The sequence below is a fragment of the Vibrio floridensis genome (assembly GCF_021852965.1).
Lineage (GTDB): Bacteria > Pseudomonadota > Gammaproteobacteria > Enterobacterales > Vibrionaceae > Vibrio > Vibrio floridensis.
In genome coordinates, this window is the sequence record NZ_JAKGCY010000004.1 from 214,400 (window position 1) to 240,485 (window position 26,086).

Consider the following 26,086-nt stretch of genomic DNA (forward strand, 5'->3'; position numbering starts at 1 on the left):
TTTGTTTTAATTCATGTCACTTCTATTGACACTTGAAATTCATGTTAAACATGTAACAAAAAACGAAACTTGTTAATCGGCAGGAACACGCAATCGCTCGATAGAAAAGAAGGTCAGCCACTTACTTTAAATAAGTATAAATACGTAGCCAGATCGCCACATGCAAACTATTCATTTGAAATACATGAAATTAATATCTACGAAAGAAAGCTAGCAGTACGCAGTTACAACTAAGTATTATTAACAGTAATATTTAACAAACTTTGTCCAAAATGTGACCAGGTCGATACAAAATGGATAACGAGTGAAAGGACATATCACCCGATATAAAAAACCCTCAGCGATGCTGAGGGTTTGAATCAATTTACTCGCGAATAAAATTAAATGAGCTTGTAGAGAACTTTGTTACCCGCGAGTTGCTCTTTCTTCACGAGATTATCGTCAAGTAACTTTTTCAATGCTCCCGTCGCCCAAGATGCGGCTTTCGCGTCTTCTTGACCCGCAGCTAAACCAATGCTTTTTGGATTGATACCTTCTGCGTTAGCCGCAACGATATCCAGCACCTGCTGTTGCTTCGGCGTCAGTGCAATGTCTGCTTTCACTGCTGAAGGTACTGCTACTTGAGTTGCAACGACTTTTTTCTCAGCCACTGACTTAGAGATGACGGTTTTTTCTGCAGCTGGCTTAACTGTTTTTGATGCAGTAGCCAAATTCGCTACAGCTGCTTTAATGCGTTTTTGCAGTTTCATCTGCACTTTACGCTTATGAGCAAGTCTCATTGAATGTGTCTCCAGTTCACTGCTTATCAGCAGGGATGAAAATTTGAAGCGCGTTTTATACCAAAATTTCAGCTCGATTTGTAGGCTTAAGCAGTGAACAGTGGCGAAAAATGCGTTATGAACGGAGAGAGACTATTCTTTAATCAATAAGATAATGAACTTAATTGGCTATGCCAACGTACAACTTTTCGCCAGCAGGCTGGACACAACACAAAAAGTAGGTAAATCAATCACAATGCAAACACTGCAACTCAGCAATAGCTATCTGACCACTAACTCAGCCTTTGTAAAAGGGTTATGGGTGATTTTTGTCTTCGTTGCCGTGCTACTGCTCATCTTGTCTCCCGGCTGGCAACAAGCCCTACTTTCACTCGGTTTGATTATCACCATAGCGCTTTTTGCCCTTTACTTAATTAAACGAAGTACCGTTGCCTACACCCTGACCTCAACCCATTTCCAGCAACATCTATTTCGGGGAGGTTGGGTAGTGAAATGGCGCAACGTTGAGCGCATCGGCATTTGTACTTACGAGAGCGAAGGTTGGCATCAACCACTGCCATGGATCGGGATCAAGCTTCAGCGCTATTCTCCTTACCTCAATGCGGTGTGCCCACGCGTCGCGACAGAGGTTCTTTTGAGCCAACGTGCACTTTTGTATTTAGGTGCAAGACAACATCAATGTGAAAGCCGCTTCGAAGAAATGGTATTAGATGCAACACCATTTATTGATGAGGAAGGCCGCGAGCATACCGGATTACAAGCCATGCTGGCCAACCGAATGCGCTATCAGCGAGTTTTTTTTGATTACGATATTTTTATATCGGCTCAGGACTTAGATCGCCCTGCGGAAGAGTTTGTTGGCCTGACACGACGCTATCTTGCCGCGGCAGAGCCAGACCAACCATAGCGCGTTTATTTCACGCTCATTAAGCTCTGTTACCCTTAATAGAGCGGCATTTCATCAGCCACAAACGGATTAGTTCGACGCTCGTGGCCAAAAGTTGACTCTGGGCCATGGCCCGGAATAAAGGTGACGTCGTTACCTAATGGCCACAACTTATTCTTGATTGACGCGATCAGCGTATTGAAATCGCCTTGCGGAAAGTCAGTACGACCAATGCTGCCATTAAACAACACATCTCCGACAAACGCACGACGCGCTTCTTCACTGTACAACACCACGTGACCAGGAGTATGCCCAGGTGTATGAAGCACTTGCAGCACTTGATTGCCAAAACGCACTTCGTCACCATCATTGAGCCATTGATTTGGTTCAAACGCCTCTGTCAACGGAAATCCAAACATTTGACTTTGTCCTTCCAGACCTTGTAGCCAAAAGTTGTCTGCCTTATGAGGACCAACAATCTCGATACCATCAAGCATTTCAGCCAGACGCTCGGTTCCGCCAACGTGATCCAAATGACCATGGGTTAATACCAAATTGATCACTTCCACACCCAATTCTTTGATGATCACGGCAAGTTGCTTTTCATCACCACCAGGATCGATGACGATGCCTTTCATGGTGTCATCACACCAAACAATCGAACAGTTTTGTGCAAATGGAGTAACGGGAACAATCTGATATTTAAGTGCCATAGCAACCTCGGTCAATTTCGAACTGGGCGAAACTATGACACCGGAAGCACCGAAAAACAAGAATAAGCCACTACCAAGAGCGAACTGGGCCTGTATCGATATGGATAAAGTTGCTACCTGGGTAATAACCCACACCACCAGCATTGAGACTTAGTGCAGCATCGCGAATGGTTGCCAGTTTCACACCATCAAGGCGAAAGTCGATGGCTTGTCCAAGCATGTGATAGCTTTTCTTGGCTACGCCAGACGACTTAGCTCTCAAGGCTTCATTGGTTTGGGGCGAGCGGTAGCCAGAAATGATCTGCACTTCGTTCTCCGTTCCAACCAGTTTTTGGATCTGAGTTAGGCGATCAAACAAGCGACGATCCATGGGATGCACTTCATTTAAGCGGAAGTCACGACATAAATGGTCAATCCGTGCTAACTCTTCATCGAGATAAGCATTTCCGTCAAAATAACAGGTTTCCAACCACTCTCCGGTGTGCAAATTATTCAAAGCCAACGAACGAGGTTGATCAGGCATCGAAGCAACAGCAAGCTTCGGCATTGCGGTTGCCAACAACAAACCACCACTGGTGATGCGAAGAAACTGTCGTCGAGAGTATTGCTCAGACATGTAATAAGGTACCACTTAAAATGACATCAGCAGCGAACCTTATCGAATGACATTTCCCTCGTCAAATGCATAAAATGCGCCTAAAGTGGACACATTCTATAAAAGTAATCATTAGTTATTGAGTAAACTCTCTTTTTTTCTTATGTAAAATTTTGTTCAATTTTCACCCTTTGTGATTATCGACCAAATCGTATTGATAGATATCATCCCGGTAATTGATCTCCTCACCTTCAAACCACACCGTCTGATAGATGATGTGCACAGGTACACGGTGTTTCAAAGGGATCATGGTGTTTGCTTCTTGTCTTGATGAGACATTACTCAGTTCTTGCTCCAGCCCCTGAGTTTTAAGCAGCTCTAAGGCAAACTGATCAGCGTTTTCTACCCGAACACATCCAGAGCTGAATGCTCGGCTATCCTCTTGAAACAAGCTTTTTGACGGTGTGTCATGCAGGAATATCGCCCGTTTATTGGGTATATTGAACTTATACAAACCCAGAGCATTCTGATTTCCTGACAATTGACGCATCTTATAGGGAAACTTGTTTAGCGATACCTTGGTCCAATCAATGGACTGTGGGTTGACGACCGTTTGTGAATCCCACCCTTCGACAATTTCAATGTTTTGCTGGGAGAGAAAACTTTGGTCATATTTCACTTTCGGCAAAATATCTTTAACCATGATGGTTTTAGGTACATTCCAGATAGGGTTAAGTACCACACCATCCATTTTTCCTACCATAATCGGCGTTTTTCGGCTCTTTCTGCCAACCACCACCTTGGATTCGAAGATCTCCTCTCCTTTGTACCAAAACTTCATCTCATAGCCAGGTACATTAACCAAGACCAGAAGGTCACGTTCTTCCGGCCACAATCGAGAGCGCTCTGAGTTGAGCGCCATAGAATGCAGCCGCTGAGCGGGGGTCATGTTGAGCCATTTGATGGTGATTGGCCCAATGACACCATCTTGACGTAGCCCATGCATTTTTTGGAACTGCTGGATAATGCTGACTAACTCAGCATCATAGTAGAGGCCATCTTTTCTCAGAGTTCGTGTCTCTAAACCGACAATATCAAGGCGACGAATCAATGCTTCCCGGTCATTAAGTTTTTCACCAGGCTTAAGTAACCCAGTTTGATGGTAGAGAGGAATGGCATAATCTCTCGCCTTAAGTAGACGACTATAGCGGTTAGCAAAATGCTGATGGCGCTGAAGAGGCGAGCGTAGCGACTGCACAAACGTAGCCAAATAGCCCGCTTGAATATCCGCAGATAATCGGTTGGTGATTGCCAGCGAAGGCGCTGGCAGACTTTGATTTAATGGCTGGGTAAACAACCAATCTTGCCCATGTGTCGGAAGTTTTTCTAAGTAACTTAAATAGGAAAGCAACAGGTCGGTAGCAACGATGTCATATTCAAACCACATCTGTTCCGTTTTGTATCGTCTTAACTTGTCTATCTGATACTCAAAGTAAGGGCTAATTGACGCCGATTTGATCAACTCCAACTGGAATTCAAGCTGTGCTGTCGCTTCTTCATCTGACCAAATTAAACGATGGTGGTTTTCCTCATAGAGACGTTCCACCTGCAGAGGAAACTGTACATAAGCGAACACGGCAGAGTGACTATTCAGCCAATGCTTCTGATCCAGTCCAGAGCTTGCCCATACGGAACTGGAGATAAGAAAAAACAACAGCATCATCACTCGTTTTACCATCATCCCAGCCCCCTGCGAAATTCTCCGTACTGCTTAAGTATGGCAAAGTTCAAAAAAAACAGGGGAAGGAATTCAAACAACGCGATTTAAATTACTTTTGACCAGTGATTATCCCATTGAATATTCGATTGAATCTCAGAGCTACCCATCTGGACCGATGTGGTGATCACTTTTCCAGCTCCAGAGCTCACGCGAAACTGATCTTGGTAAACCACCACGCCTGAGGCATCAGGCAGTGCGGCTAACTCCACCAATTCTCCAGTGGCTTTAGACCAGATACCATAACAGTTGCCCGGCGGTGAGGTGGCCAAAATCCAATCGGATGTTGCCGCAATGCTGGCGATGTAATGATTAAAACGAGCCCACTGCTCTGGTTCAGCACGCAATGGAATCATCTCTCCTCCACGAGTGTGCATCGCCAACAGCGATGGATACTCATCCGGCTCACCTCGATACTGCTGACCACATAACACCGTTTCCGCACCATCGTGAGCGAGATGCCGAATGCTAAGCTTAGGATCCGATAAAGCAACTTGCTCCAACAGTTTCCCTTGTTGTGAGAGGTAACTTAACGATGGCCGCATGGTGTCCAAATTTAATGGCGCGCGACCAAGGGTATGAATGCCGCCAACACCAATTGCCAATACACCATCAGGCATCATGATCACCTCATGAGGGCCAATGCCAAATCCGCTGAGCTCCGCGACTTTTTTATAACGGTTGCGGACATCGTACACACCGATGATACCTCGGCTTGTACTGCGCTCTCCCTCGGTGGCAAAGAGGTAATCCCCGGCATGAGAGTAGACACCGTGGCCATAGAAATGCCTTTCGGGATGAGCACTTTGCAGATGGATGGTTTCTCCCGAGTGATAATCAAACACCATGAAGAAACTACCCGGACGACGTGCAAATACCGTCGCATGTCCATGCGCATTGGTGGCGACACCATGGCCACGATCAGGAAGCGGCAACTGCTGTAGTGGTCGGCCATATTGATCAGCCACTACCGCTGTATATTGGTTACGCCCACGAATCGCGCATCCCACCAATGCGGGTTCAGCTTGTCTCGCATCTTGATTGGTTGATGCACAGCCAAAAGGCATGAGCGGTGCGCTCACGCCAAACAGTGCAGCTTTTAATAAAGCTCGTCGTTGTTCGTTAGTCACCATCGGTTGCATTGAATCCTATAACGACGCCCAACTCGACCGCCACTTCATCGTGGATGAGGTACTTCAACTGCTCCAGTTTGCGTAACTGAGTCAACGCCATTCGATAGCCTTCTTTGTCTTGCAATGTTGCAAACAAGCTCGTTTGCTCAGGCCAAGTTGCTAAAGTGACATCAAACTGATTCACCACTCGATCTGCCAACTCTGCTTTATCCATTCCCCTCAATGTAGCGTCTAGCCCCTCTCCATTGGCTAAATAAAGCGCTTTTAATGCTTCCACGTTCGCTTTTAGATTGGAAAGCGAGGTTTGAGAGCGCCATGATTCAGAAAAATAAGGGCGAGGTTGACCAATATTGGCTAACGGACGGCTCAGCTTTTTCATCGCATATTCCAATTGGTTTGACAGCAGTGAAATGTACTCTGAGTGCCACTCTTTCTCATTGAGCGATGCCCAAGGGTTACTTGACCATGCATCTGAAATACGTTGCGTGTTTTGATTGAGATGACGGCTAATCGCGACCCCAGTTTGGCAAGTTTGAGCATTTCGACTGAGATCTGAACTTTCATCATAAAGTAGCCATTCAATCGCACCAAGACCTTGAACTGTCACGCTTTGTGCCGCAATGTCATCTGCTTTCCACGTTGTGTTCTGCTGAATCAATGCGGACATCTTACGTCCTGTGGTGTTCTTTTTATCTGGCCAAAATTGTACGTTCCAGCTTTGCTCAAGCGCCGCTGCAGGTCCGCGCTCTTGACCTTGCAACGCCATCCAGCTCAACATACTGCGGTGCCACTGTTTCTTGACGGTCTCCATGCCCGCCTCTGGCAACTGGCAGTAATGCACAAACGCGCTAACAAGTTCTGTAGTTTCTTGAGCCAAAGTGGCTGCCGCCGCTCGTTCGAGGTGGTAAACCGCTTCGCTACGATGTTGTGAAACCTTGTGCGAGTCTGTGGTTGATTGGCAGCCGACAACGAGCAGCGCCGCGCTCATTGCAAGTGAAATGTGTATGATCTTCATTGCCACTCCCTATAGCGAATTGAGGAAAGCGATCAACGCATCGCGCTCTTTTGCTGACATCTTCAACACGTTTTGCTTGGCAGCTTCCGCTTCACCGCCATGCCAAAGTACCGCTTCCATCAGATTTCGTGCTCTTCCATCGTGTAAAAAATAAGTGTGGTCATTCACTTCTTGCGTATAACCAATGCCCCACAACGGCGGTGTTCGCCACTCTTGACCATTGGCTAGGTATTCTGGTCGATTGTCTGCCAAACCTGGCCCCATGTCGTGCAACAATAAATCAGTATAGGGATGAATGGTTTGTTCTGACAATGCAGGCAATGCCTCACGTTTGGCGGTTTTCACCGTCTGCTTATGACAACTCTCACAGCCTGATTGAACGAACAGCGTCTCGCCGAGCTTGACCTGCGGATCATTCACGTTGCGACGAATCGGCACCGCTAAATGCTGAGAATAGAACTCAACAAAATCCAAAATGTTGTCACTCACCTCGGGCGAGCCACCATTGGGCAACTTGCGACAGAGATCTTGTCTATCGGTGCAGTTTTCTTGCGGGAAGAGATGGCTGGTTAAGCCAAGATCACCGTTAAACGCCGCCGCGTTTTGTTGCATTAAGGTCGGTTGACCCGCTTTCCAACCAAAACGACCAATTGCGAGGGATTGAGTTTGCACATCCCACACTTTATTGAGTTTTCCTGAGATGCCGTCTTGATTGCGATCGTCTTTATCAGCCCACTGCAACAGGGTTTCTTCGGCTATCGATTCAAGCAGACCAAGACCGATCATCGGAGGTGCGACACGAGCAGAAAGCAAGGTTTGTGGATGCATCTCTCCATAAGCCAGATCACGGATCTCTACCGTCGGCTTACGCAACACCACCGTCGTCCCATCGCTGAATGTAACAGGTACATCGCTGTAACGGATGCTGATTTGCCCTTCCGGTTTTTGGTCTTGAAGAGCAAAATCTTGTAACTGACCACCGTAAGTCGGTTCAGGAATGACACCACTGGTGATCACCGCTTTTTTCTGCTCCGCCGTGAGTGCTGGAATGCTCAAGCGCACCAGCATTGATACGGCATGACTGTCCCCTTTTTCAGGAGGATGGCCCCGACCATCTTTAATATGGCAGTTTTGACAACCATTCGTGTTAAACAGTGGACCAAGGCCATCACGTGCATCCGTTGAGGCCGGCGCAGACACCCAAGGGTTGCGGAAAAAACTGTTGCCTACACTAAAATCCAATCTTTTGCTCATTGGAAGATTGGCTGCAGGTAATGAAAAAGCATTTGGACCCTCTTTTTTAACGCTGGTGTCACCACCAGATTTAAGGTCGTTGGCAAACGCGGTTGAAGAGAGCACGATGAGAGTGCTGAGCAAGTACGGCTTCATTGAATTGCTTCCTACTAAACTGCATAAACAGCAAAAGGGCTCTAATGAGCCCTCTAAATATGATAATAATTATTAGAATTCGTGATCCGCGGTGTCTGGATTTAGACTGTCGATGCCAACAATCTTAGCCGCACGTTCGATCGCTGAGGTTTGCGCCACCAATGACATGATGGTTTCGTTCACTAGCGCATTGCCTTGCGCATTGCCCGCTGCAATCAGTTGGTCAAAATGTTGATTTTGCTTTTCCGCAGATGTAACTAACTTGCCTACTTGCGCACGAGTGGTATCAAACTGTGCTTGGATCTCTTTGGCCGCGTTTTTATCTTGTTGTGCCACCAAATCATGTAGGCTTGGTCCTGTGAGCAGTGAGCCATCAACACGTTTGTAGATACCGGTGTAAACGTTATAGATACCTTGCTCGTTGTAGTAGTGTGAGTTATGAGTGTTGTCCGAGAAACAATCGTGCTCATCCTCTGTCGAGTTTGCTTCTAGTGCCACTTTCATACGCTCACCGGCCAATTCACCAAGCGAAAGTGAGCCCATACCAAACAGCATTTTACGCAAACCATTTTCTGCCGACTGTCCAAGCAATTCTTGACGGTAGTTACCTTTCTCTTGCGCAGACCATTGTTTTTCCATCCACTCAAGATCCGTTACGAGGAGCTGAGCCGCTGCTTTTAGATAGGCGCCACGGCGATCACAGTGACCATTGGTGCATTGCGAACCCACAACAAAATCCGTGTAAGCACGTTGACCAGCACCAGCATTTGTACCGTTAAGATCTTGACCCCAAAGTAAAAACTCAATGGCGTGATAGCCAGAAGCCACGTTAGCTTCAGAGCCACCGACTTCGTTGAGCTCTGCGATCAACTCAGGTGTAATAACGGAAACATCCAGTTGCGACGCGCCAATTTTCAGCGTTGTGTTCGCAACGATATTGGCTTTCGCCCCTTCGTTACCCAGCTCATATTGGTAGTCGGTTGAAACATAATCGATCAAACCTTCGTCTAATGGCCAAGCATTCAACTGCCCTTCCCAATCATCCACAACGGCATTACCGAAACGGAACACTTCAGATTGTTGATAAGGCACTCGAGCAGCTAGCCACGCCTGCTTAACCTCTTCTAACTTTGCCGCTGAAGGCGCAGACAAAAACTGTTCTACTTTCTTTTCAAGTTGTTGTGCGGTTGTCAATGAATCCGCAAAAACAGCGTGGGCAACGTCAGCATAATGCTCGACAACTTGCTGATTGGTAACATTCGCGGCAAGCAGGTGACCACTGGCAAACAGTGTTGTCACTGCTAAAGATTGGACTAATAGAGTTTTTGCATTCATCTGAAGCATCCTTGTTGAGCATTTTTGTTTGTTATTCGTAGTGCTAATTATTCTTATTTGCACTATTAGTCGCCAGATAATACAAAGTTACATTTTTTTTGCAAGTGACAAACAAAAAAAGCTCCACAACTGTGGAGCTTTCTATCAATTATTGCTAAGCAAGAACCGAGTTAAACTTTCAAGTGGTGCTTTCCGTGGGAAACTTTCGCTTTCAAATAGCTCTCATTTCCGTCTTTGATATGTGCAGAAGTATTGACGACTTCAACAATATCAATGCCATATTCTTTTAACTCACGTATTTTTTTCGGATTATTGGTCACTAATCGAATTTGTTTCACACCCAACGCTTCAAGCATTTGTGCCGCTTCCGTAAAGTCACGAAGATCGTCATCAAAGCCAAGATGGTTATTGGCCTCGTAAGTATTCATCCCTTCGCTTTGCAAACGGTAAGCATCGATTTTGTTGTAAAGGCCGATCCCGCGACCTTCTTGGCGAAGATAAAGAATGATGCCGCCAGATTCACCCATACGATTGATGGTTTCTTCCAACTGTTCACCACAGTCACAACGAGATGAGTGGAACACATCGCCAGTTAGGCATTCTGAGTGCATGCGAACCATCGGAACTGCCTGCGTTTTATCGGCCGATTTAAAAATGACAGCCACGTGCTCTTTGTCGGTCTTCAAACCACGAAATGAAAGAATTTCCGCATCAATATTACTTTTTGCACCGACTTTAAAATCGACCCTGGCTCGGACTTCCGCCATATCTCTACTCACTTGATTGGTTACTTCTAATCTAACGGTTCTGTTAAACATGATGTTGTCTCATCTGCAATTCAACTATGGGGGTTGATACTCTGTTTTTCAACGTTCGGATCACAAATGAGTTTTGTTATATTATAACAATATTTCCCAAGCGCAACGCTTGGCTAGAAAGAATCATACTGTTTGACGCTCAGTTCTAAGGCGAGCTAACAGTGTTGCGTGAAGAACAATGGGATGAAAATGGAAGAAAACAGGTAAAATGATGAACATATAGCCCCCTATCTACCGCTGAAGATCACCTCTAAAAAAAGCAAAGCAAAGCAAAGCAAAGCAAAGCAAAGCAAAGCAAAGCAAAGCAAGTTGAGGCTGTCCCTTTTTGAACCACTTGCCAAGTAAGAGTGAGAATAAATGGGTTCGTGTTGAACACTAAGAAATGCGTTCCAACATCCTATTCCGTTTTACCAAGTCATAGTCTTCAATAAAGCGATACCCTGCTTTGAGTCCGCATTCATAATCAAAAAGCAGGTCATCCTTACTGCTGAGTAGTGAGCTCGAGCGAAGAGGGGCATCCGGTGTAATTTGAATGATAAAGGTGTCGTCAGGTGGCTTAGCAAGAAAATCACGGGTTAAAGAGTACGTTTGGTAATGTACCATCAACATATCGGCCAGCCCTGAATCAAAATTGTCGCCAATCAGATGACTAAGGCGGTAGATGTTATCGGCACCAAATAACCAACGCCCACCATTTAACAAACGAAATTTGTGATCAGGTATCGCCTGGGAATCGGCAATTTGCTGTTGAAAGAACAAGCTCCAATCTTCGCGCCAACGGCTCACCCTATCCTGCCATTTTAACTGTACATTACCGAATGAATTACGAAACCAATCCGCCTCTCTCGGTTTCATCTCTGTTAGATTAATCGGCGTCGTATTGTCAGTTGCACTAAACGGTTCAGTTCGGATAACCACAATAGAGCGCGCATTGCGTCGCCACGGCTCCTGCACCGGCACGGACGCCGATACGCCACCGTCCACATACTCGGTGCCATTTATCATTACAGGGTGTGCGTATAGCTTCGGAATAGCACACGTTGCCAACATGGTGTCATGCCATAACGGACCAAACATCGGTAAATAACGGTCAGTTAATGTCGATGTTTCCGTCACCGAAGCATACGCGTGTCGTTCACCCAATATGGATTCACCAAGATCAAGATCCAACTTATAAGGATAAGAGCGAATTTTATCCAACGCCCATTCCAAACCCAGATATTGCTTCTGCCGAATGTAACCAAATAAGTTAAAAAACTCAGAATCCGTGGTGAGATCGAGTATGAATGCTTTTCCTAGTCCATGCTGACGACACAAGTAAGCACACAAATTCAATGCGCCAGCAGACGTACCATAGAACTCATTAAAGGGATCGAAGTCAGAGAGGATGAAAGCGTCCAATACGCCGGCAGTAAAAATTCCTCTTTGGCCACCGCCTTGGGCAACCAAAGATGTTTTCCCTTGTTGATATTTCGCATACCGATCTTTGTCAAGATTGGTGTAACTGTTCGTGACAATACCACTGTTTATTGCCATCGGCGTTACCTAAATTTAAGCGGCAGTGATCGCAATTAAACCAAAAGAGAGTAGAACAGCAAAGACAGTTGCTGTGATGATTAAGGCTGATTTTAATTCTTGTTCCATAAGAAACTTCCATTTGCAACAAAGTAGTAACATCAGTATGGGGGATGTATGGCAATTGTCTAAACTTGTCATGCAAAATTGACGTGAACATCACAAATAAACAGTTGGCGAAAAAGGACTTTATTATGTTAAAACGATTTTCTCTCCTGAGTTGTATCCTACTACTTCATGTTTCGTCTCCGGCAATAGCAAATCAAATTATGGTTACGCCATTTCTCGGCTATACAATCGGTGGGGCCGTTGAAGATGAAAATCAAAAAAGCTTCGACCTCAACCCATCGGCCACCTATGCTATCGCTTTAGAAACCCCACTTGATAAAGGCAGAGTTGGCTTGTTCTACTCATATCAAAACTCAGAAGTGGATGTCATCAAACATGAGTACGGTTTCCACTATTTACACCTTCAAAGTAGTGTTTACTACCCGACAGACTCAGGATTGAATAGTTACCTAGGATTAGGCCTTGGTGCTTCTTACGCTGATGTCGATTGGGCAAATGATAAAGTCGGATTTTCAGCCAGCATTTTCGGTGGTATTGAGTACCCAATAACAAGTAACTTGTCTGTTTCAGCGCAAGTCCGCTGGCTTGGCACGGTGGTTGATAACAATTCAAGTGCTGCCTGTGTGGTACCAACAACTGGTCAAAACTGTGTCATTCAGTTTGAAACCGATTGGGTAAACCAATTTCAATCTAATTTAGGATTAACCTTCAAGTTTTAACATTAATACAACAAAAATATTCTAGTGGGCGGATAAAAATCAGTTATACGCCCTAAAAACTTTAAAAAGTAACATCCCCCAGCGATATCCTACAGACCAAAACATTCCACTAAAAACTCAACAAAACACCATCACTTAACTTTGCATATACCGCTAGAATCCAAATAAAAACAAAAAACAAATCCATATTTAACAATTACATTCTATTGCTTAACGCAAAATAAATCGCTACTCTCCATCACACGCGACAGTTGAATATTTCAACCAGCGCAAACACACATCAAACAAATTGGGTTTTAATTCTAAACTTTCTCTCTTGATTCGACATAAAAACTAACAATGACATTAACATTAGGTTAATTGCTCAAATACAGTATGAGAGACCGTTTTTCATACATATTCGTCACTCAAAGAGAAAAGCTTCATTCCTCAGGGAGTCGTAAAGGAGTTTATTATGAAGCGAGAACAATGGGGATCCCGCGCGGGATTCATTTTAGCGGCCGTCGGTTCAGCGATCGGTTTAGGCAATATTTGGCGTTTCCCATATATGGCTTACGAGAACGGTGGCGGTGCATTTTTTATTCCTTACCTTTTTGCTATGGTCACCGCGGGCATTCCCTTTATGATCCTAGAGTTCAGTATGGGACAAAAATATCGCGGCTCAGCACCAGCAACCTTAGGTAAAATCCACCCTAAGTTTGAATGGTTGGGTTGGTTCCAAGTTGGCGTAGCGGCCGTTATTGCGGTGTACTACGTCGCCGTTATTGGCTGGGCAATCTCCTACTTTGGGATGTCATTTACACAAAGTTGGGGAAGTGATACCAACGCCTTTTTCTTCAGTGAATATCTGGCGCTGGGCGATAACTCACCAACCAATCTAGGCGACATCCAATGGAAAATTGCTTTGGCGATGCTGATTGCATGGGGGATCACCTATGCCGCTATCATCGGCGGCGTAAAATCCGGTATTGAGCGTGCATCAAAAATCATGATGCCGATTCTATTCATCATGGTACTGCTGTTGATTGGCCGTATGATCTTCTTACCTGGCGCATTGGATGGTGTGAACTACATGTTCGAACCAGACTTTAGCAAGATTTGGGATGTTAAAGTATGGGCCGCTGCATATGGGCAGATCTTCTTTACCCTCAGTATCGGTTTTGCCATCATGCTGGCGTATTCAAGCTATCTACCTGAAAAATCGGACATCACGAACAACGCTTTCATGACCGTATTAATCAACTGCGGTTTCTCGATTCTTGCAGGCATTATGATTTTCTCGGTACTGGGCTATATGGCACAAGAGCAGGGAAAACCGATCACAGAAGTGGTGTCTGCTGGTGTGGGCCTTGCATTTGTTACGATCCCAGCGGCCATTAACTTGCTACCTATTCCATACATCCTTGGACCATTGTTCTTCTTAGCGTTGGTGGTAGCAGGTCTAAGCTCGCATATTTCAATTATGGAAGCGGTGACTTCTGCACTGATTGACAAACTAAACTGGAGCCGTAAAAAAGCGGCTACGATTGTTATCGGTAGTGGACTGGTTGTCTCTATGGCATTTGCAACCAATGGTGGTTTGTTACTGCTCGATCTCGTTGATCACTTTGCAAACAACGTCGGTATCATGGTCGGAGGTTTGGTTGAAATCGTACTTATGGCATGGCTGCTTAACAAAGTGGCCGATGTTCGCGAATACGTGAACAAGATTTCTGATTTCACGATTGGCACTTGGTTCGATGTTTGCTTGAAATTTATTACCCCAGCCGTTCTTGCTGTGATTCTTGCTACCAAGCTGATGACACTGTTTACCGAAGGCTACGGTGGTTATGACTTAACGCTTGGCTGGGCAATTATCGCAGCACTGTTTGTTATGGGCTTTGTTATCAACGCAACAAATCGTAAGGAAGCATAATTATGGCAACGAGCGCAATTATTATGATGCTGATTGGCCTAGGAATTACCTGGGGTGGTGCTGCCATTTGTATTAAACGTGCGATGGACAAACAATAACTTGTCTCTTGTTCCTCGAGACTACGGCACATAAAAGAAAACCGGCTTAAGCCGGTTTTCTTGTCTTCTAAAACTGATATTTAATGCCTACCGCACCGCCAAGCTGCAGTTCTGCACCTTTGTATAAACTGAGCTCTGGTTGTATTTGACCATACAGGTCCCACCCGTGAGTGAGATCCCAATTGAGTCCCAACGGTACGCGAAAGCCAAAGTCATCATTCCACTCAGCCCAACCACCTATGCCAACATACCAAGTCACAGGGATATCTTGATTAAACGTGCCTTTTTTGGCGAGGTAATCAAATGCTAAACCATCATTACCAATCACCCCTCGGTATTGCTGATTCAATTCAATCACGACACTTAACTGCTGGTCCACTGCCATACCGACCGCAAGGTCGGTCTTTTGTTCTGCAGCTAGAGTAGCGAAAGGAAATAAACAAAGAGAAGCCACTAACCACTTATTCATCTAAACGTCCTATTAATAAAAAACAAAAGCTGCAAGCATCGCCACAAGCTCAGGTTTTGCATTGCTCTGTCGTATCTGTGGTGCGATTTTGTCCGCATAACCATTTCGCCATGTCAGCCAACGGTTAGCCCTATGATAATTCGTTGCAAATGAGGTGGTGAGGATTTAAGCCGGATGGCAAAAAGGAGGCCTGAGCCTCCTTTTGTCAATCAATGAGTGTTAGGGATTAACCGTGGTTACGGATCCACTCATCCATTTCAGTTTTTAGGTTGTCAGATTTAGTACCGAAGATAGCTTGAACACCACCAGCAACGACAACAACACCGGCTGCACCTAGCTTCTTCAATTTATCTTGGTCTACCGCTGCTGTATCAGCAACAGCCACACGTAGACGAGTGATACATGCATCTAGACCTGTGATGTTTGCTTTACCGCCGAATGCAGCAACCAGCTCACCAGCAAGGTCTGAACCAGAAGTCGCTGTTGCTTCTTCCGTTTCATCTTCACGACCTGGAGTCTTAAGATCCATCGCTTGAATAACGAAGCGGAATACTACGTAGTAGATAGCTGCGTAGATTAGACCAACACCAATCATTAGAACCATCTTCTGTGCGTTACCAGATAGAACTAGGAAGTCGATCAGACCGTGAGAGAATGAAGTGCCGTGTACAAAACCTAGAGTGTTAGCAACAACGTATGCAGAACCCGCTAGTAGAGCGTGGATACCGTATAGAACAGGAGCAACGAATAGGAATGAGAATTCAATTGGCTCAGTAATACCGGTTAGGAATGAAGTCAAAGCTGCTGACGCCATGATACCCATTACTTTCGCGCGGTTCTCTGGCTTAGCACAGTGTGCGATAGCGATCGCTGCTGCTGGTAGACCAAACATCTTGAACATGTAACCACCGGCTAGCTGACCGAAGCCATTGCCCGCAGCACGAGAAGCTTCATCTGCAACTAGGTAACACGTTAGAACACCATTTTGAGCTTCGCCTGCAGCGTTCACACAGCTACCCGCTTCAAAGAAGAATGGTACGTTCCACACGTGGTGCAGACCGAATGGGATAAGAGAACGTTCAACAATACCGTAGATACCGAACGCAACTTGTGGGTTCTGATGAGCAGCCCAATCAGAGAAAGAAGCAATAGCACCACCGATTGGAGGCCATACGATGGATAGTAGAATACCAAGAGCGATAGCGGTGAAACCCGTGATGATTGGCACAGCACGTTTACCTGCAAAGAAGCCTAGGTACTCTGGTAGTTGAATCTTGAAGAAACGGTTGAATGCCCAAGCAGCAACACCACCGACTAGGATACCGCCAAGAACACCTGTGTCGATTTTATCAACGCCCATTACGCCAGCCATAACTGCAAGTGTTGCTGTCATGATGCCGTAACCAACGATCGCAGCCAGACCTGCTACGCCGTCATTGTTGGTAAAGCCAAGTGCCACACCTACAGCAAACAGTAGTGCCATTTGACCAAATACAGAACCACCCGCCTGCTCCATCAGATTTGATACGATATCTGGAATGAAGCTAAGGTCGGCAGCGCCCACACCTAGTAGAATACCTGCAACTGGTAAAACTGATACTGGTAGCATCAGCGCCTTACCCACTTTTTGCAGGTTAGCAAAAAGGTTTTTAAACATGTTTATGCTCCTGATTAATTTATAAGTATTTTGGGTTCTAACGGCACACCCCCGTAGCCTAAATGTTAGCACCCAATGAAAATGTAACCACATGTTGCATTATATTTTCTGCCTCTAAATATATCTTGATGCCCCTCAAACTTTCTACAGAGTTACGAAAATTAGTTTCAAAACAAGTCACGGATCACACACAAATAAGCCTATCAATAGGCTCACATCAGATCATATATCATTGTTTTATATGAGTTATTTTAATAACACTATTAATTTCGATGGGTAAATAAAATTGATTGCAATGTTATTTTTAGTAACAAAATTACATTTGATTAAATTTCGACAATTTCAATCAACAGATTTAGTTAACAAGAAAAATTAATTTACTTTATGGGGTTAAAAATAAAAAAAGAGAGCATTTGCTCTCTTTTTAATCAATATTTCTTTTTCTATCGCAAAAAAAGATTTTTAAAGTTTTGGGTGGTTTTTTCACCAACGCTTGCCAAGGAAATGTTTTTAAGCTGTGCGATATATGCAGCAACTTCGATAACATAGGCAGGTTGATTCTCTTTGCCCCTATGAGGTACAGGTGCCAAGTACGGGGAGTCCGTTTCAATCAACAACCGTTCCAAAGGAATGTGTTTTACAACCTCTTTAAGCTCCGTTGCTTGTCTGAACGTGACAATTCCAGAGATAGAGATGTAAAAACCGAGTGCCATTGCCGCTTCAGCAAAAGCAAGATCTTCGGTAAAACAGTGAATCACGCCACCGCATTTGTCTGCCCCTCTATTGCGAAGAATGGCTAAGGTATCTTCTCTCGCTTGCCTCGTATGGATAATCAGTGGCTTGTTCAGCTCAACCGCGAGTGCGACTTGCTGTTCAAAACGTTCACGCTGCAATGCTTGCGTCTCTGGCTTATAGTGATAATCAAGACCCGTTTCACCAATAGCCACAACTTTAGAATGCGAGGCATAGGCTTTCATTTTGTCCAAGCAAAAGGGACTTTCCACGTCTAATGGGTGCACTCCACAAGAGGCGTGTACGTTGTCAAAAGGCTCAATGAGCTCAAGCATTTTTGGAAAAGAATCCAATGTCACACCGACAGACAGCAATTGCTCCACATTTACCTGCTTGGCTTTGTTGATCACGTCAGCAATATCTATGTGCAGATCATCGTAATTCAATTTGTCTAGGTGACAATGAGAGTCTACAAACATAATGCCTCTCTAGTTTCGATTAACCAGTTGATGATCATCAGTTCTTCGTTTAAACCCGAAAACTGATGTAACTGTTGATTTAATTGATTGAGTTTTACCATTGAGGTTTGTAATCCACTCAAAGGCAGTTGCCCTAGCGCTTGACTACCTTGCAATGTTTCTTCATTTTGCAAGCCAAAATGAACCTTCTGCGCATCAGAAAGCAGTAACCACAACCATGAGAGATTACGTAACGTCGCGGCTTGAATTGTCTGACACAGTGACACGTAGTCAGAATCCGCCTGAATTAAGAAATCCACAAACTGTCTTTCGAGTTTTTCATAGTGTTGAAACTCTGATTCTTTTGCCATGTGCATTGCCGTCACGGGCGAGTAATGAGCCAATTTCAGAAAGGACTCATTCACGCTGACCCCTTGTTGCTGCAACCATTGCATTGACTCCGAGACCGCAGGAGGCGTTATGTTCCACTGTTGACAACGGCTGATGATAGTGGGCAACAACCTTTTCTTATCGTGGCAAATCAACATAAATAGGCAGCTACCAGACGGCTCTTCCAATGTTTTTAACAACGCATTGGAAGCCGATTCGTTCATCGCCTCCGCAGGTTCGATAACAAACAAACGATATCCGCCCATTTGAGAGGATTCTTGTGCCTGACGGTTACATTGGCGTATCTGCTCAACCGTAATTGCCTTGCCTTCTTTCTCAGCCCTAATGAAATGAAGATCAGGATGGTTTTGCGACTTTAACAGCTCGCAACTATGGCAAAAGCCACACCCCTCATCAGGGTAAGTCTTACACAGCAAAGCCGCCGAAAACTTTTCGATAAGCTCGTCAACACCGAGCTCAACGTCAGATTGCAACAAGATGGCACCAGGTAACCGCTGTGCCGACATGGCGGACTGCAGCCCTTGCCATGTCGATGCTAACCAAGGATAGTGTGTCAAAACCTTAATCCTGTAACTGTTCTAGCCAAAGGTTGAGCGCAGATCGAATGTCGTTCGCGACCTGCTCAATGCTTTGCTCTGCGTTAATCGTAACGATAGACGCATCGCTCTTCGCTAACTCCAAATAACGCTGACGTGTTCTTTCGAAAAAGCTGATGTCCATTTTTTCGATGCGATCGAGCTCTCCACGCCCTCTCGCTCGCTCCAAGCCCACTTTAGGATCGATATCCATATACAGAGTAAAGGCTGGCTTAAACTCTCCTAATACAGTGTCACGCAGATTTTTCATTAGTGTTGCATCAATTTGACGACCACCGCCTTGGTACGCTTGGGAAGAGAGATCATGACGATCACCCACCACCCACTTTCCTTCGTGTAGCGCAGGCTTAATGACATTCTCAACTAACTGAACTCGTGCAGCGTAGAGCAGTAGCAGCTCCGTCATGTCGTGCAAATGCTCGCCAGGATGCTCTTCCTTCACCAGAGCTCGCATCTTTTCCGCCAAAGGTGTGCCACCCGGTTCGCGCGTTTGTGCAATCTCATTAATCCCTGCTTGGCGTAATGTGTCCAAAACCGTTTGAATTGCCGTGCTTTTCCCAGCGCCTTCTAAACCTTCAATGACGATAAATTTTGCTTGCTTCATCTTTTCTTCAATTCCCGCAGATATGCTCTTACTGCTCTATTATGTTCAGCTAATGTTTTTGAGAACACATGCCCACCTTTACCGCTAGCGACAAAGTAAAGATAGCTGCTGTCCTCTGGATTTAATGCGGCAGCGATAGAGGCTTCTCCCGCCATCGCAATCGGCGTCGGTGGCAATCCGTTAATCACGTAAGTATTGTATGGCGTTGGCGTGCGCAGATCTTTCTTGCGAATGTTGCCATCGTAGGCCGCCCCCATGCCATAGATCACCGTAGGGTCCGTTTGCAAGCGCATTCGCTTATTTAAGCGGTTCACAAATACAGACGCAACTCGCTCTCTTTCTTCATCAATCGCGGTTTCTTTCTCAATAATGGAAGCTAAAATTAGCGCTTCATAACTGTTTTTTAGCGGCAACTTATCTTGACGCTGCTGCCAATGTTTATCCAGCACTCGATTTAACTTCTCATGTGCACGTTTGAGTAACTCAACATCAGAGGTGCCGTAGGTATAGTGATAGGTTTCCGCAAGAAAAAGGCCTTCAAGCTTTTCATAGGGAATCTCCAGTCGCTTGGCCATTTCTGCTTCGCTCAAACCTGCCAATTCATGAACCAAATAAGGGTCTTGTGCCATCTGCACCATCCATTCTTGGAAACGACTTCCCTCGACAAATGTGATGGTAAATTGATGTTCTTTGCCAAGATTGAACACTTCCAACGCTTGATAAAGCGACATCTCTGATTGGATTTGGTAAGTACCTGCTTTAATTCGATTAATTTCTGGGTAGAGTTTTGGAATTAAGCGCGCCAGAGGTGTGGGTTCCTCAATCCAGCCTTTCTCTGTCAGTATGGCCAATGTGCGGCCAAAACCACTTCCTGAAGGAATGGTGATGATCTCACTGCCCTCGAGTTTGAGCGGTTGGTTAACGTAGGTTTTGGTTTGTGAATATGCCCAAAAAGTAGCAACGCCTATCATCAACGCGGCAACAAAGAGCAGCCCTATTATTTTTTTTATCACGAGTTAAAAATTCCTTGAAAATATCGTGTTGTGGCACCAATTGGGTAACGGGTTTCGAGAATCTGATTGATCGGAGCAACACCCAGTAAAGAGTTGGTCATGAATACTTCCTCAGCCGCCAATAAAGAGAACAAGTCTGCTTTGATTTCCTGACACGCTATCGCACGACGTTGTGCTTCGCCCATCACCAAGCGACGCATCACACCAGATACCCCACTTAAAGTGAGATCGGGAGTAAAAAGTACTCCATTCTTAACCCAAAAAAGATTGGCTATTGTAGTTTCAATCACATGGTTTTGCACATTAAACGTCACCCCATCTAGGTAACCCAACGCATCGAGTTCCCCTTTGCAAAGAACTTGCTCAAGACGATTATTATGCTTGTGTCCTGCAAGAATAGGATTGATACCGAGTGGTGTTTGACACACACCGAGCTCTACACCATGTTGTTGCCATTGGGAATAATGAACAGGATAGGAAAAACTCGAGATGGTAACATTTGGCGTAGCAACACCACTGGGACTGTAACCGCGACCGCCTTCTCCGCGGCTAATGTGCAATTTCAACCCACCTCGTGCATCCGGTAACGCAGCCTGGTGTAGCCACTGTTCAACCAATGCCCAATCAGGGAGAGGAATAGAAAGAACCTGTAAGCACGCTTCCATACGTTCAATATGTAATGGCCAATGCTCGATTTGGCCATTCAATGTTTTCATGGTGGTAAAGCAGCCATCACCATACTGGAATGATCGGTCTGAGAGAGAAACTTCCGTTGCTACAACGCCATTGACCCAATACATGCTATCTATATCCCAATAAAAACAAAACGGCTTAATGCTAAGCATCAAGCCGTTTAAATACAAGTTTCAGAAACCTAAATGAGTGTTAGATTTTCTTAAATACGAGTGAGCCGTTTGTTCCACCGAAGCCGAATGAGTTACAGATCGCGTATTCCATATCCACTTTCTTCGCAGTATGTGGAACAAGATCGATATCCAAACCTTCTTCTGGATTATCCAGGTTAATGGTTGGTGGAACGATCTGATCAACCAGCGACAACACGGTAATGATCGCTTCAACAGAGCCTGCAGCACCAAGTAGGTGGCCGGTCATAGATTTTGTTGAAGATACTTTAACTTGTTTTGCGCCCTCTTCACCAAGAGCACGTTTTACGCCTTTAATTTCAGCCACATCGCCTGCTGGTGTTGATGTACCGTGAGCGTTCACATAACCCACTTGTGTACCAACAATACCTGCGTCACGCATTGCCGCTTCCATCGCTAGTGCGCCACCAGAGCCGTCTTCGCTTGGTGAAGTCATGTGATAAGCATCACCCGACATACCAAAGCCAACCAGCTCAGCGTAAATTTTTGCGCCACGTGCTTTTGCATGTTCGTACTCTTCAAGTACCATGATGCCAGCACCATCGCCTAATACGAAACCATCGCGATCTTTATCCCAAGGACGAGACGCTTTTTGTGGTTCATCGTTACGAGTAGAAAGAGCTTTCGCCGCACCAAAGCCAGCCATACCCAGCGGTGTGGATGCTTTCTCTGCACCACCAGCAACCATAGCGTCAGCATCGCCGTAAGCGATCATTCGCGCTGCATGGCCGATGTTATGCAAGCCAGTAGTACATGCCGTAGAAATCGCGATGTTCGGACCGCGCATACCACGCATGATAGATAGATTACCTGCAACCATGTTTACAATGGTTGAAGGAACGAAGAATGGGCTAACTTTACGTGGGCCTTTTTCAACTAAAGCGGTGTGGCCTGCTTCAATAAGATCAAGACCGCCGATACCAGAGCCGATCGCAACACCAACGCGGTGTGCGTTTTCATCCGTAATTTCAAGACCTGAATCGTCTAAAGCCTGAATACCTGCTGCAATGCCGTACTGGATAAAGAGATCCATTTTACGCGCATCTTTTTTAGACATGTATTCTTCGCAGTTGAAGTCTTTTACCAAACCGGCGAAACGGGTAGAGAAGTTAGTTGCATCGAAATGTTCGATATTGACGATACCACTTTTGCCTTCAAGCAGGGATTTCCAGGATTCTGCTACGGTGTTGCCAACCGGTGACAACATACCCATGCCAGTGACAACTACACGACGCTTGGACACGATATAATTCTCCGGGGATTGAATTTCTATGAGAGGATAGAAGAAGTTAGAAAAAACACAGGCGGTCTAGGTGACCGCCTGGGGGAGATGATTACTGAGCGTTCGCAGTTACGTAATCGATCGCAGCTTGAACAGTTGTAATCTTTTCAGCTTCTTCGTCAGGGATCTCAGTGTCGAATTCTTCTTCTAGTGCCATTACTAGTTCAACGGTGTCTAGAGAATCAGCGCCTAGGTCGTCTACGAAAGAAGCTTCGTTTTTAACTTCAGACTCATCCACACCTAGTTGTTCAACAATGATTTTCTTTACGCGTTCTTCGAGGTTGCTCATTTTTCTTTTCCTTTACAGAGTTCGCTTTATGCGATGTTTTCCGTAGTTTATTCAAACTATTAAAAGTTGCAAGACCAACTTTTCTGGTCAAACCACAATTTACGCGATTTTAACCGATTTTCATTACATATTTGACCTAAATCATGCACAGACAGTGAACATAATTTAGACCATATACATTCCGCCGTTGACGTGCAGTGTTTCGCCAGTGATGTAAGCAGCAGCTGGCGACGCCAAAAATACCACAGCTTCCGCAATTTCACGAGGATCACCAAGACGACCTGCTGGAACATTCGCCAAAGTGGTGGCACGTTGCTCATCATTTAGAGCACGAGTCATATCCGTCTCAATGAAACCTGGCGCTACAGTATTGACCGTTACACCACGAGATGCAACTTCACGAGCCAATGATTTTGTGAAACCAATAACACCCGCTTTCGCCGCCGCGTAGTTGGCTTGGCCTGCGTTACCCATTGTGCCAACAACCGAACCAACGTTAATGATGCGGCCATCACGTTTTTTCATCATGCCACGCATCACTGCTTTAGAAAGACGGAAAATAGACGTTAGGTTAGTGTCCATAATGTCGTTCCACTCGTCGTCTTTCATACGCATAAGCAGATTATCGCGTGTGATACCTGCGTTATTAATCAAGATATCGACAGCGCCAAACTCATCATTAATTGCTTTTAGTACGCTTTCAACCGATTCAGCATCTGTCACATTCAGAGCAAAGCCTTTGCCATTTTCGCCTAGGTATTCTGAAATTGCCGTTGCCCCGTTCTCTGAAGTCGCAGTACCAATTACTGTCGCGCCGCGTGCAACCAGAGTTTCTGCGATTGCACGACCGATACCACGGCTCGCGCCCGTTACTAACGCAACTTTACCGCTTAGGTTTAATAAGTCAGTCATTTTTATTCCCTATTACTTTACAGCGTCAAGCGATGCAACATCGTTTACTGCCGCTGCGTCTAGTGATTTGACAATACGTTTTGTCAAACCTGTCAATACTTTACCAGGGCCCATTTCAAGCAATTTTTCGACACCCTGTGCACTCATTAGTTCCACACTTTCAGTCCAACGAACTGGGCTGTACAGTTGACGAACTAAGGCATCTTTGATTTTCGCTGGATCGGTTTCTGCAACCACATCCACGTTATTGATCACTGGTAGCTGTGGGGCTTTGAATTCGATAGATTCCAGTGCAACCGCGAGTTTCTCCGCTGCTGGTTTCATTAGTGCACAGTGTGAAGGCACAGAAACTGGAAGAGGAAGAGCACGTTTAGCGCCCGCTTCCTTACACAGTGCGCCCGCACGCTCTACTGCGTCTTTGCTACCTGCAATCACCACTTGGCCAGGCGAGTTAAAGTTCACTGGAGAGACCACGTCGCCTTGCGCAGCTTCTTCACAAGCTTTGGCAATCGCTTCATCATCTAGACCGATGATTGCGTACATCGCGCCAGTCCCTGCAGGTACCGCTTCTTGCATAAGTTGACCACGAAGCTCAACAAGTTTGATCGCTTCTTGAAAATCAATCACGCCTGCACACACTAATGCTGAGTATTCACCCAAGCTATGGCCTGCCAGGTTTTCTGGCTGAGCAAGACCTAATTCTTGCCACACACGCCAGAGCGCTACCGACGAAGCCAGCAATGCAGGTTGGGTACGGAACGTCTGATTCAAATCTTCCGCAGGACCGTTTTGTACCAGTGCCCATAAATCGTAGCCAAGCGCTTCTGACGCTTGTGCAAATGTTTGTTTAACGATTTCATACTGTTCGCCAAGATCTGCCAGCATACCAACTGCTTGAGAACCTTGACCTGGAAATACGATAGCAAACTTGCTCATAGTTATTTTCCTTAACCGAAGCTAAATAAAATGCTGTTACTACTCACGAGCAACAGCAAAATTAGAATTCTTAATTAAAAGCGAACTAATGCCGAACCCCAGGTAAAACCACCACCAAAGGCTTCGAGTAGTAGCGTCTGACCACGCTGAATACGCCCATCACGCACGGCCTCATCTAATGCCGTCGGTACGGTTGCCGCAGAGGTATTGCCATGACGGTCAAGGGTAATCACTACTTGATCGAGCGACATAGACAGTTTTTTCGCTGTTGCTGAGATGATCCGGTAGTTCGCCTGATGTGGAACTAACCAATCCAACTCAGATTTATGCATGCCGTTCGCTTCTAGAGTATCTTTCACCAGTTTCGATAACTGAGTCACCGCAACTTTGAATACTTCGTTACCCGCCATGTGTAACCATTTGTCGGCATCTTTGCCACGTTCAGGTACTTCTAAGCTAAGAAGATCGCCAAACTCACCATCCGCGTAGATGTGAGTAGACAGAATACCCGGCTCTTCGCTTGCGCCAACAACCACAGCACCTGCACCATCACCGAATAAGATAATGGTCGAGCGGTCCGTTGGATCGCACGTTTTCGATAAAGTATCAGAACCGATAACCAGTACGTTTTTACACATACCCGTTTTAATATGTTGATCAGCAATAGAGAGTGCGTAGACAAAGCCAGAGCACGCCGCGGCTAAATCGAACGCAGGACAACCTTTGATGCCAAGCTTTGCCTGCACCTGACATGCAGATGAAGGAAAAGTATGGCTTCCACTTGTCGTCGCGACGATGATCAGGTCAATATCGTTTTTGTCGATACCTGCCATCTCTATCGCGTTTTGAGCCGCATAAAAGCCCATATCAGCTACCGTTTCATTTTCAGCAGCAATACGACGCTCTTTAATACCAGTTCGGGCAACAATCCACTCATCACTTGTCTCTACCATTTTCTCTAGATCGGCATTGGTGCGGATCTGAGATGGCAGGTAGCTGCCAGTACCTAAAATTTTGCTATACATGA

The 26,086-nt window shown here is 45.4% G+C and carries 27 protein-coding genes; 4 read left to right on the plus strand and 23 right to left on the minus strand.

All coding sequences use genetic code 11. The features are described from left to right. Window positions 1-380 precede the first annotated feature (380 nt). Window positions 381-779: a MarR family transcriptional regulator gene (locus LZU85_RS09220; RefSeq protein WP_176297277.1), complete on the minus strand. Its 399-nt coding sequence runs from the start codon at window positions 777-779 to the stop codon at window positions 381-383. A 235-nt stretch (window positions 780-1,014) separates the two neighbouring features. On the opposite strand from LZU85_RS09220, the gene LZU85_RS09225 reads away from it, so the two are divergent. After that, window positions 1,015-1,686, plus strand: a complete 672-nt coding sequence (locus LZU85_RS09225; RefSeq protein ID WP_176297276.1) for a DUF2982 domain-containing protein — start codon at window positions 1,015-1,017, stop codon at window positions 1,684-1,686. Between the two features lie 35 nt (window positions 1,687-1,721). Here LZU85_RS09225 and LZU85_RS09230 read toward each other — a convergent pair whose 3' ends face one another. The 10 genes from LZU85_RS09230 to cydH form a co-directional block, all read right to left on the minus strand. Then, entirely contained in the window at window positions 1,722-2,378 is a 657-nt protein-coding gene (locus tag LZU85_RS09230) for an MBL fold metallo-hydrolase (protein ID WP_176297275.1), read from the minus strand. A gap of 70 nt (window positions 2,379-2,448) precedes the next feature. Next, a complete protein-coding gene (mepK, locus tag LZU85_RS09235; RefSeq protein WP_176297274.1) occupies window positions 2,449-2,994 on the minus strand; it encodes a peptidoglycan L,D-endopeptidase MepK in 546 nt (181 codons plus the stop codon). A gap of 163 nt (window positions 2,995-3,157) precedes the next feature. After that, complete coding sequence (locus tag LZU85_RS09240) at window positions 3,158-4,714, minus strand: L,D-transpeptidase family protein (RefSeq protein WP_176297273.1); 1,557 nt, start codon at window positions 4,712-4,714, stop codon at window positions 3,158-3,160. A gap of 83 nt (window positions 4,715-4,797) precedes the next feature. Then, the gene (locus tag LZU85_RS09245; RefSeq protein ID WP_176297272.1) at window positions 4,798-5,892 is read right to left on the minus strand and encodes a DUF1513 domain-containing protein; all 1,095 of its coding nucleotides are present in this window, start codon (window positions 5,890-5,892) and stop codon (window positions 4,798-4,800) included. Further along, window positions 5,873-6,898 (minus strand): imelysin family protein, encoded by a 1,026-nt coding sequence (locus tag LZU85_RS09250; RefSeq protein ID WP_176297271.1) that lies wholly within the window; start codon window positions 6,896-6,898, stop codon window positions 5,873-5,875. The genes LZU85_RS09245 and LZU85_RS09250 overlap by 20 nt, the downstream gene beginning before the upstream one ends. Before the next feature lie 9 nt (window positions 6,899-6,907). Beyond that, on the minus strand, window positions 6,908-8,287 hold the full coding sequence (locus LZU85_RS09255; RefSeq protein ID WP_237286930.1) for a di-heme oxidoreductase family protein: 1,380 nt from the start codon (window positions 8,285-8,287) through the stop codon (window positions 6,908-6,910). Between the two features lie 72 nt (window positions 8,288-8,359). After that, on the minus strand, window positions 8,360-9,622 hold the full coding sequence (locus tag LZU85_RS09260) for an imelysin family protein (protein WP_237286931.1): 1,263 nt from the start codon (window positions 9,620-9,622) through the stop codon (window positions 8,360-8,362). Window positions 9,623-9,792: 170 nt separating this feature from the next. Further along, window positions 9,793-10,389, minus strand: coding sequence for a GTP cyclohydrolase II (locus LZU85_RS09265; RefSeq protein WP_176297396.1), 597 nt, complete (start codon window positions 10,387-10,389; stop codon window positions 9,793-9,795). A gap of 426 nt (window positions 10,390-10,815) precedes the next feature. Next, on the minus strand, window positions 10,816-11,976 hold the full coding sequence (locus LZU85_RS09270; protein WP_176297269.1) for a patatin-like phospholipase family protein: 1,161 nt from the start codon (window positions 11,974-11,976) through the stop codon (window positions 10,816-10,818). A gap of 15 nt (window positions 11,977-11,991) precedes the next feature. After that, window positions 11,992-12,084, minus strand: a complete 93-nt coding sequence (gene cydH / locus LZU85_RS09275) for a cytochrome bd-I oxidase subunit CydH (protein ID WP_176297268.1) — start codon at window positions 12,082-12,084, stop codon at window positions 11,992-11,994. Between the two features lie 125 nt (window positions 12,085-12,209). On the opposite strand from cydH, the gene LZU85_RS09280 reads away from it, so the two are divergent. The 3 genes from LZU85_RS09280 (at window position 12,210) to LZU85_RS09290 (ending at window position 14,816) form a co-directional block, all read left to right on the plus strand. Further along, entirely contained in the window at window positions 12,210-12,803 is a 594-nt protein-coding gene (locus LZU85_RS09280; RefSeq protein ID WP_176297267.1) for a porin family protein, read from the plus strand. 454 nt (window positions 12,804-13,257) lie between these two features. After that, complete coding sequence (locus LZU85_RS09285) at window positions 13,258-14,718, plus strand: sodium-dependent transporter (RefSeq protein ID WP_176297266.1); 1,461 nt, start codon at window positions 13,258-13,260, stop codon at window positions 14,716-14,718. A 2-nt stretch (window positions 14,719-14,720) separates the two neighbouring features. Beyond that, window positions 14,721-14,816 (plus strand): MetS family NSS transporter small subunit, encoded by a 96-nt coding sequence (locus LZU85_RS09290; RefSeq protein WP_017422301.1) that lies wholly within the window; start codon window positions 14,721-14,723, stop codon window positions 14,814-14,816. 67 nt (window positions 14,817-14,883) lie between these two features. Here the strand turns inward: LZU85_RS09290 and LZU85_RS09295 are convergent, their stop codons facing one another. From LZU85_RS09295 to LZU85_RS09350, 12 genes are all read right to left on the minus strand, one after another. Then, the gene (locus LZU85_RS09295) at window positions 14,884-15,285 is read right to left on the minus strand and encodes a hypothetical protein (protein WP_237286932.1); all 402 of its coding nucleotides are present in this window, start codon (window positions 15,283-15,285) and stop codon (window positions 14,884-14,886) included. 226 nt (window positions 15,286-15,511) lie between these two features. Further along, window positions 15,512-16,942: a PTS glucose transporter subunit IIBC gene (gene ptsG, locus LZU85_RS09300; protein ID WP_176297264.1), complete on the minus strand. Its 1,431-nt coding sequence runs from the start codon at window positions 16,940-16,942 to the stop codon at window positions 15,512-15,514. Window positions 16,943-17,385: 443 nt separating this feature from the next. Continuing rightward, the gene (locus LZU85_RS09305; RefSeq protein ID WP_237286933.1) at window positions 17,386-18,153 is read right to left on the minus strand and encodes a TatD family hydrolase; all 768 of its coding nucleotides are present in this window, start codon (window positions 18,151-18,153) and stop codon (window positions 17,386-17,388) included. Further along, entirely contained in the window at window positions 18,144-19,100 is a 957-nt protein-coding gene (locus tag LZU85_RS09310) for a DNA polymerase III subunit delta' (RefSeq protein WP_176297262.1), read from the minus strand. The genes LZU85_RS09305 and LZU85_RS09310 overlap by 10 nt, the downstream gene beginning before the upstream one ends. A 4-nt stretch (window positions 19,101-19,104) precedes the next feature. Continuing rightward, a complete protein-coding gene (tmk, locus tag LZU85_RS09315) occupies window positions 19,105-19,743 on the minus strand; it encodes a dTMP kinase (RefSeq protein WP_176297261.1) in 639 nt (212 codons plus the stop codon). After that, window positions 19,740-20,756 carry an endolytic transglycosylase MltG gene (gene mltG, locus LZU85_RS09320; RefSeq protein WP_237286934.1) on the minus strand — a complete coding sequence of 339 codons (1,017 nt, stop codon included), beginning with the start codon at window positions 20,754-20,756 and terminating at the stop codon, window positions 19,740-19,742. The genes tmk and mltG overlap by 4 nt, the downstream gene beginning before the upstream one ends. Next, on the minus strand, window positions 20,753-21,556 hold the full coding sequence (gene pabC / locus LZU85_RS09325; RefSeq protein ID WP_237286935.1) for an aminodeoxychorismate lyase: 804 nt from the start codon (window positions 21,554-21,556) through the stop codon (window positions 20,753-20,755). Before pabC ends, mltG begins: the two co-directional genes overlap by 4 nt. 85 nt (window positions 21,557-21,641) lie before the next feature. Then, window positions 21,642-22,883, minus strand: a complete 1,242-nt coding sequence (fabF, locus tag LZU85_RS09330) for a beta-ketoacyl-ACP synthase II (protein WP_011149969.1) — start codon at window positions 22,881-22,883, stop codon at window positions 21,642-21,644. A gap of 91 nt (window positions 22,884-22,974) precedes the next feature. Then, window positions 22,975-23,211 (minus strand): acyl carrier protein, encoded by a 237-nt coding sequence (gene acpP / locus LZU85_RS09335; protein WP_011080818.1) that lies wholly within the window; start codon window positions 23,209-23,211, stop codon window positions 22,975-22,977. 165 nt (window positions 23,212-23,376) lie between these two features. After that, window positions 23,377-24,123 (minus strand): 3-oxoacyl-ACP reductase FabG, encoded by a 747-nt coding sequence (fabG, locus tag LZU85_RS09340; protein WP_176297258.1) that lies wholly within the window; start codon window positions 24,121-24,123, stop codon window positions 23,377-23,379. Between the two features lie 12 nt (window positions 24,124-24,135). Then, entirely contained in the window at window positions 24,136-25,059 is a 924-nt protein-coding gene (gene fabD / locus LZU85_RS09345; protein WP_237286936.1) for an ACP S-malonyltransferase, read from the minus strand. Window positions 25,060-25,133: 74 nt separating this feature from the next. Continuing rightward, window positions 25,134-26,084, minus strand: a complete 951-nt coding sequence (locus LZU85_RS09350; protein WP_011149967.1) for a beta-ketoacyl-ACP synthase III — start codon at window positions 26,082-26,084, stop codon at window positions 25,134-25,136. Window positions 26,085-26,086 lie beyond the last annotated feature (2 nt).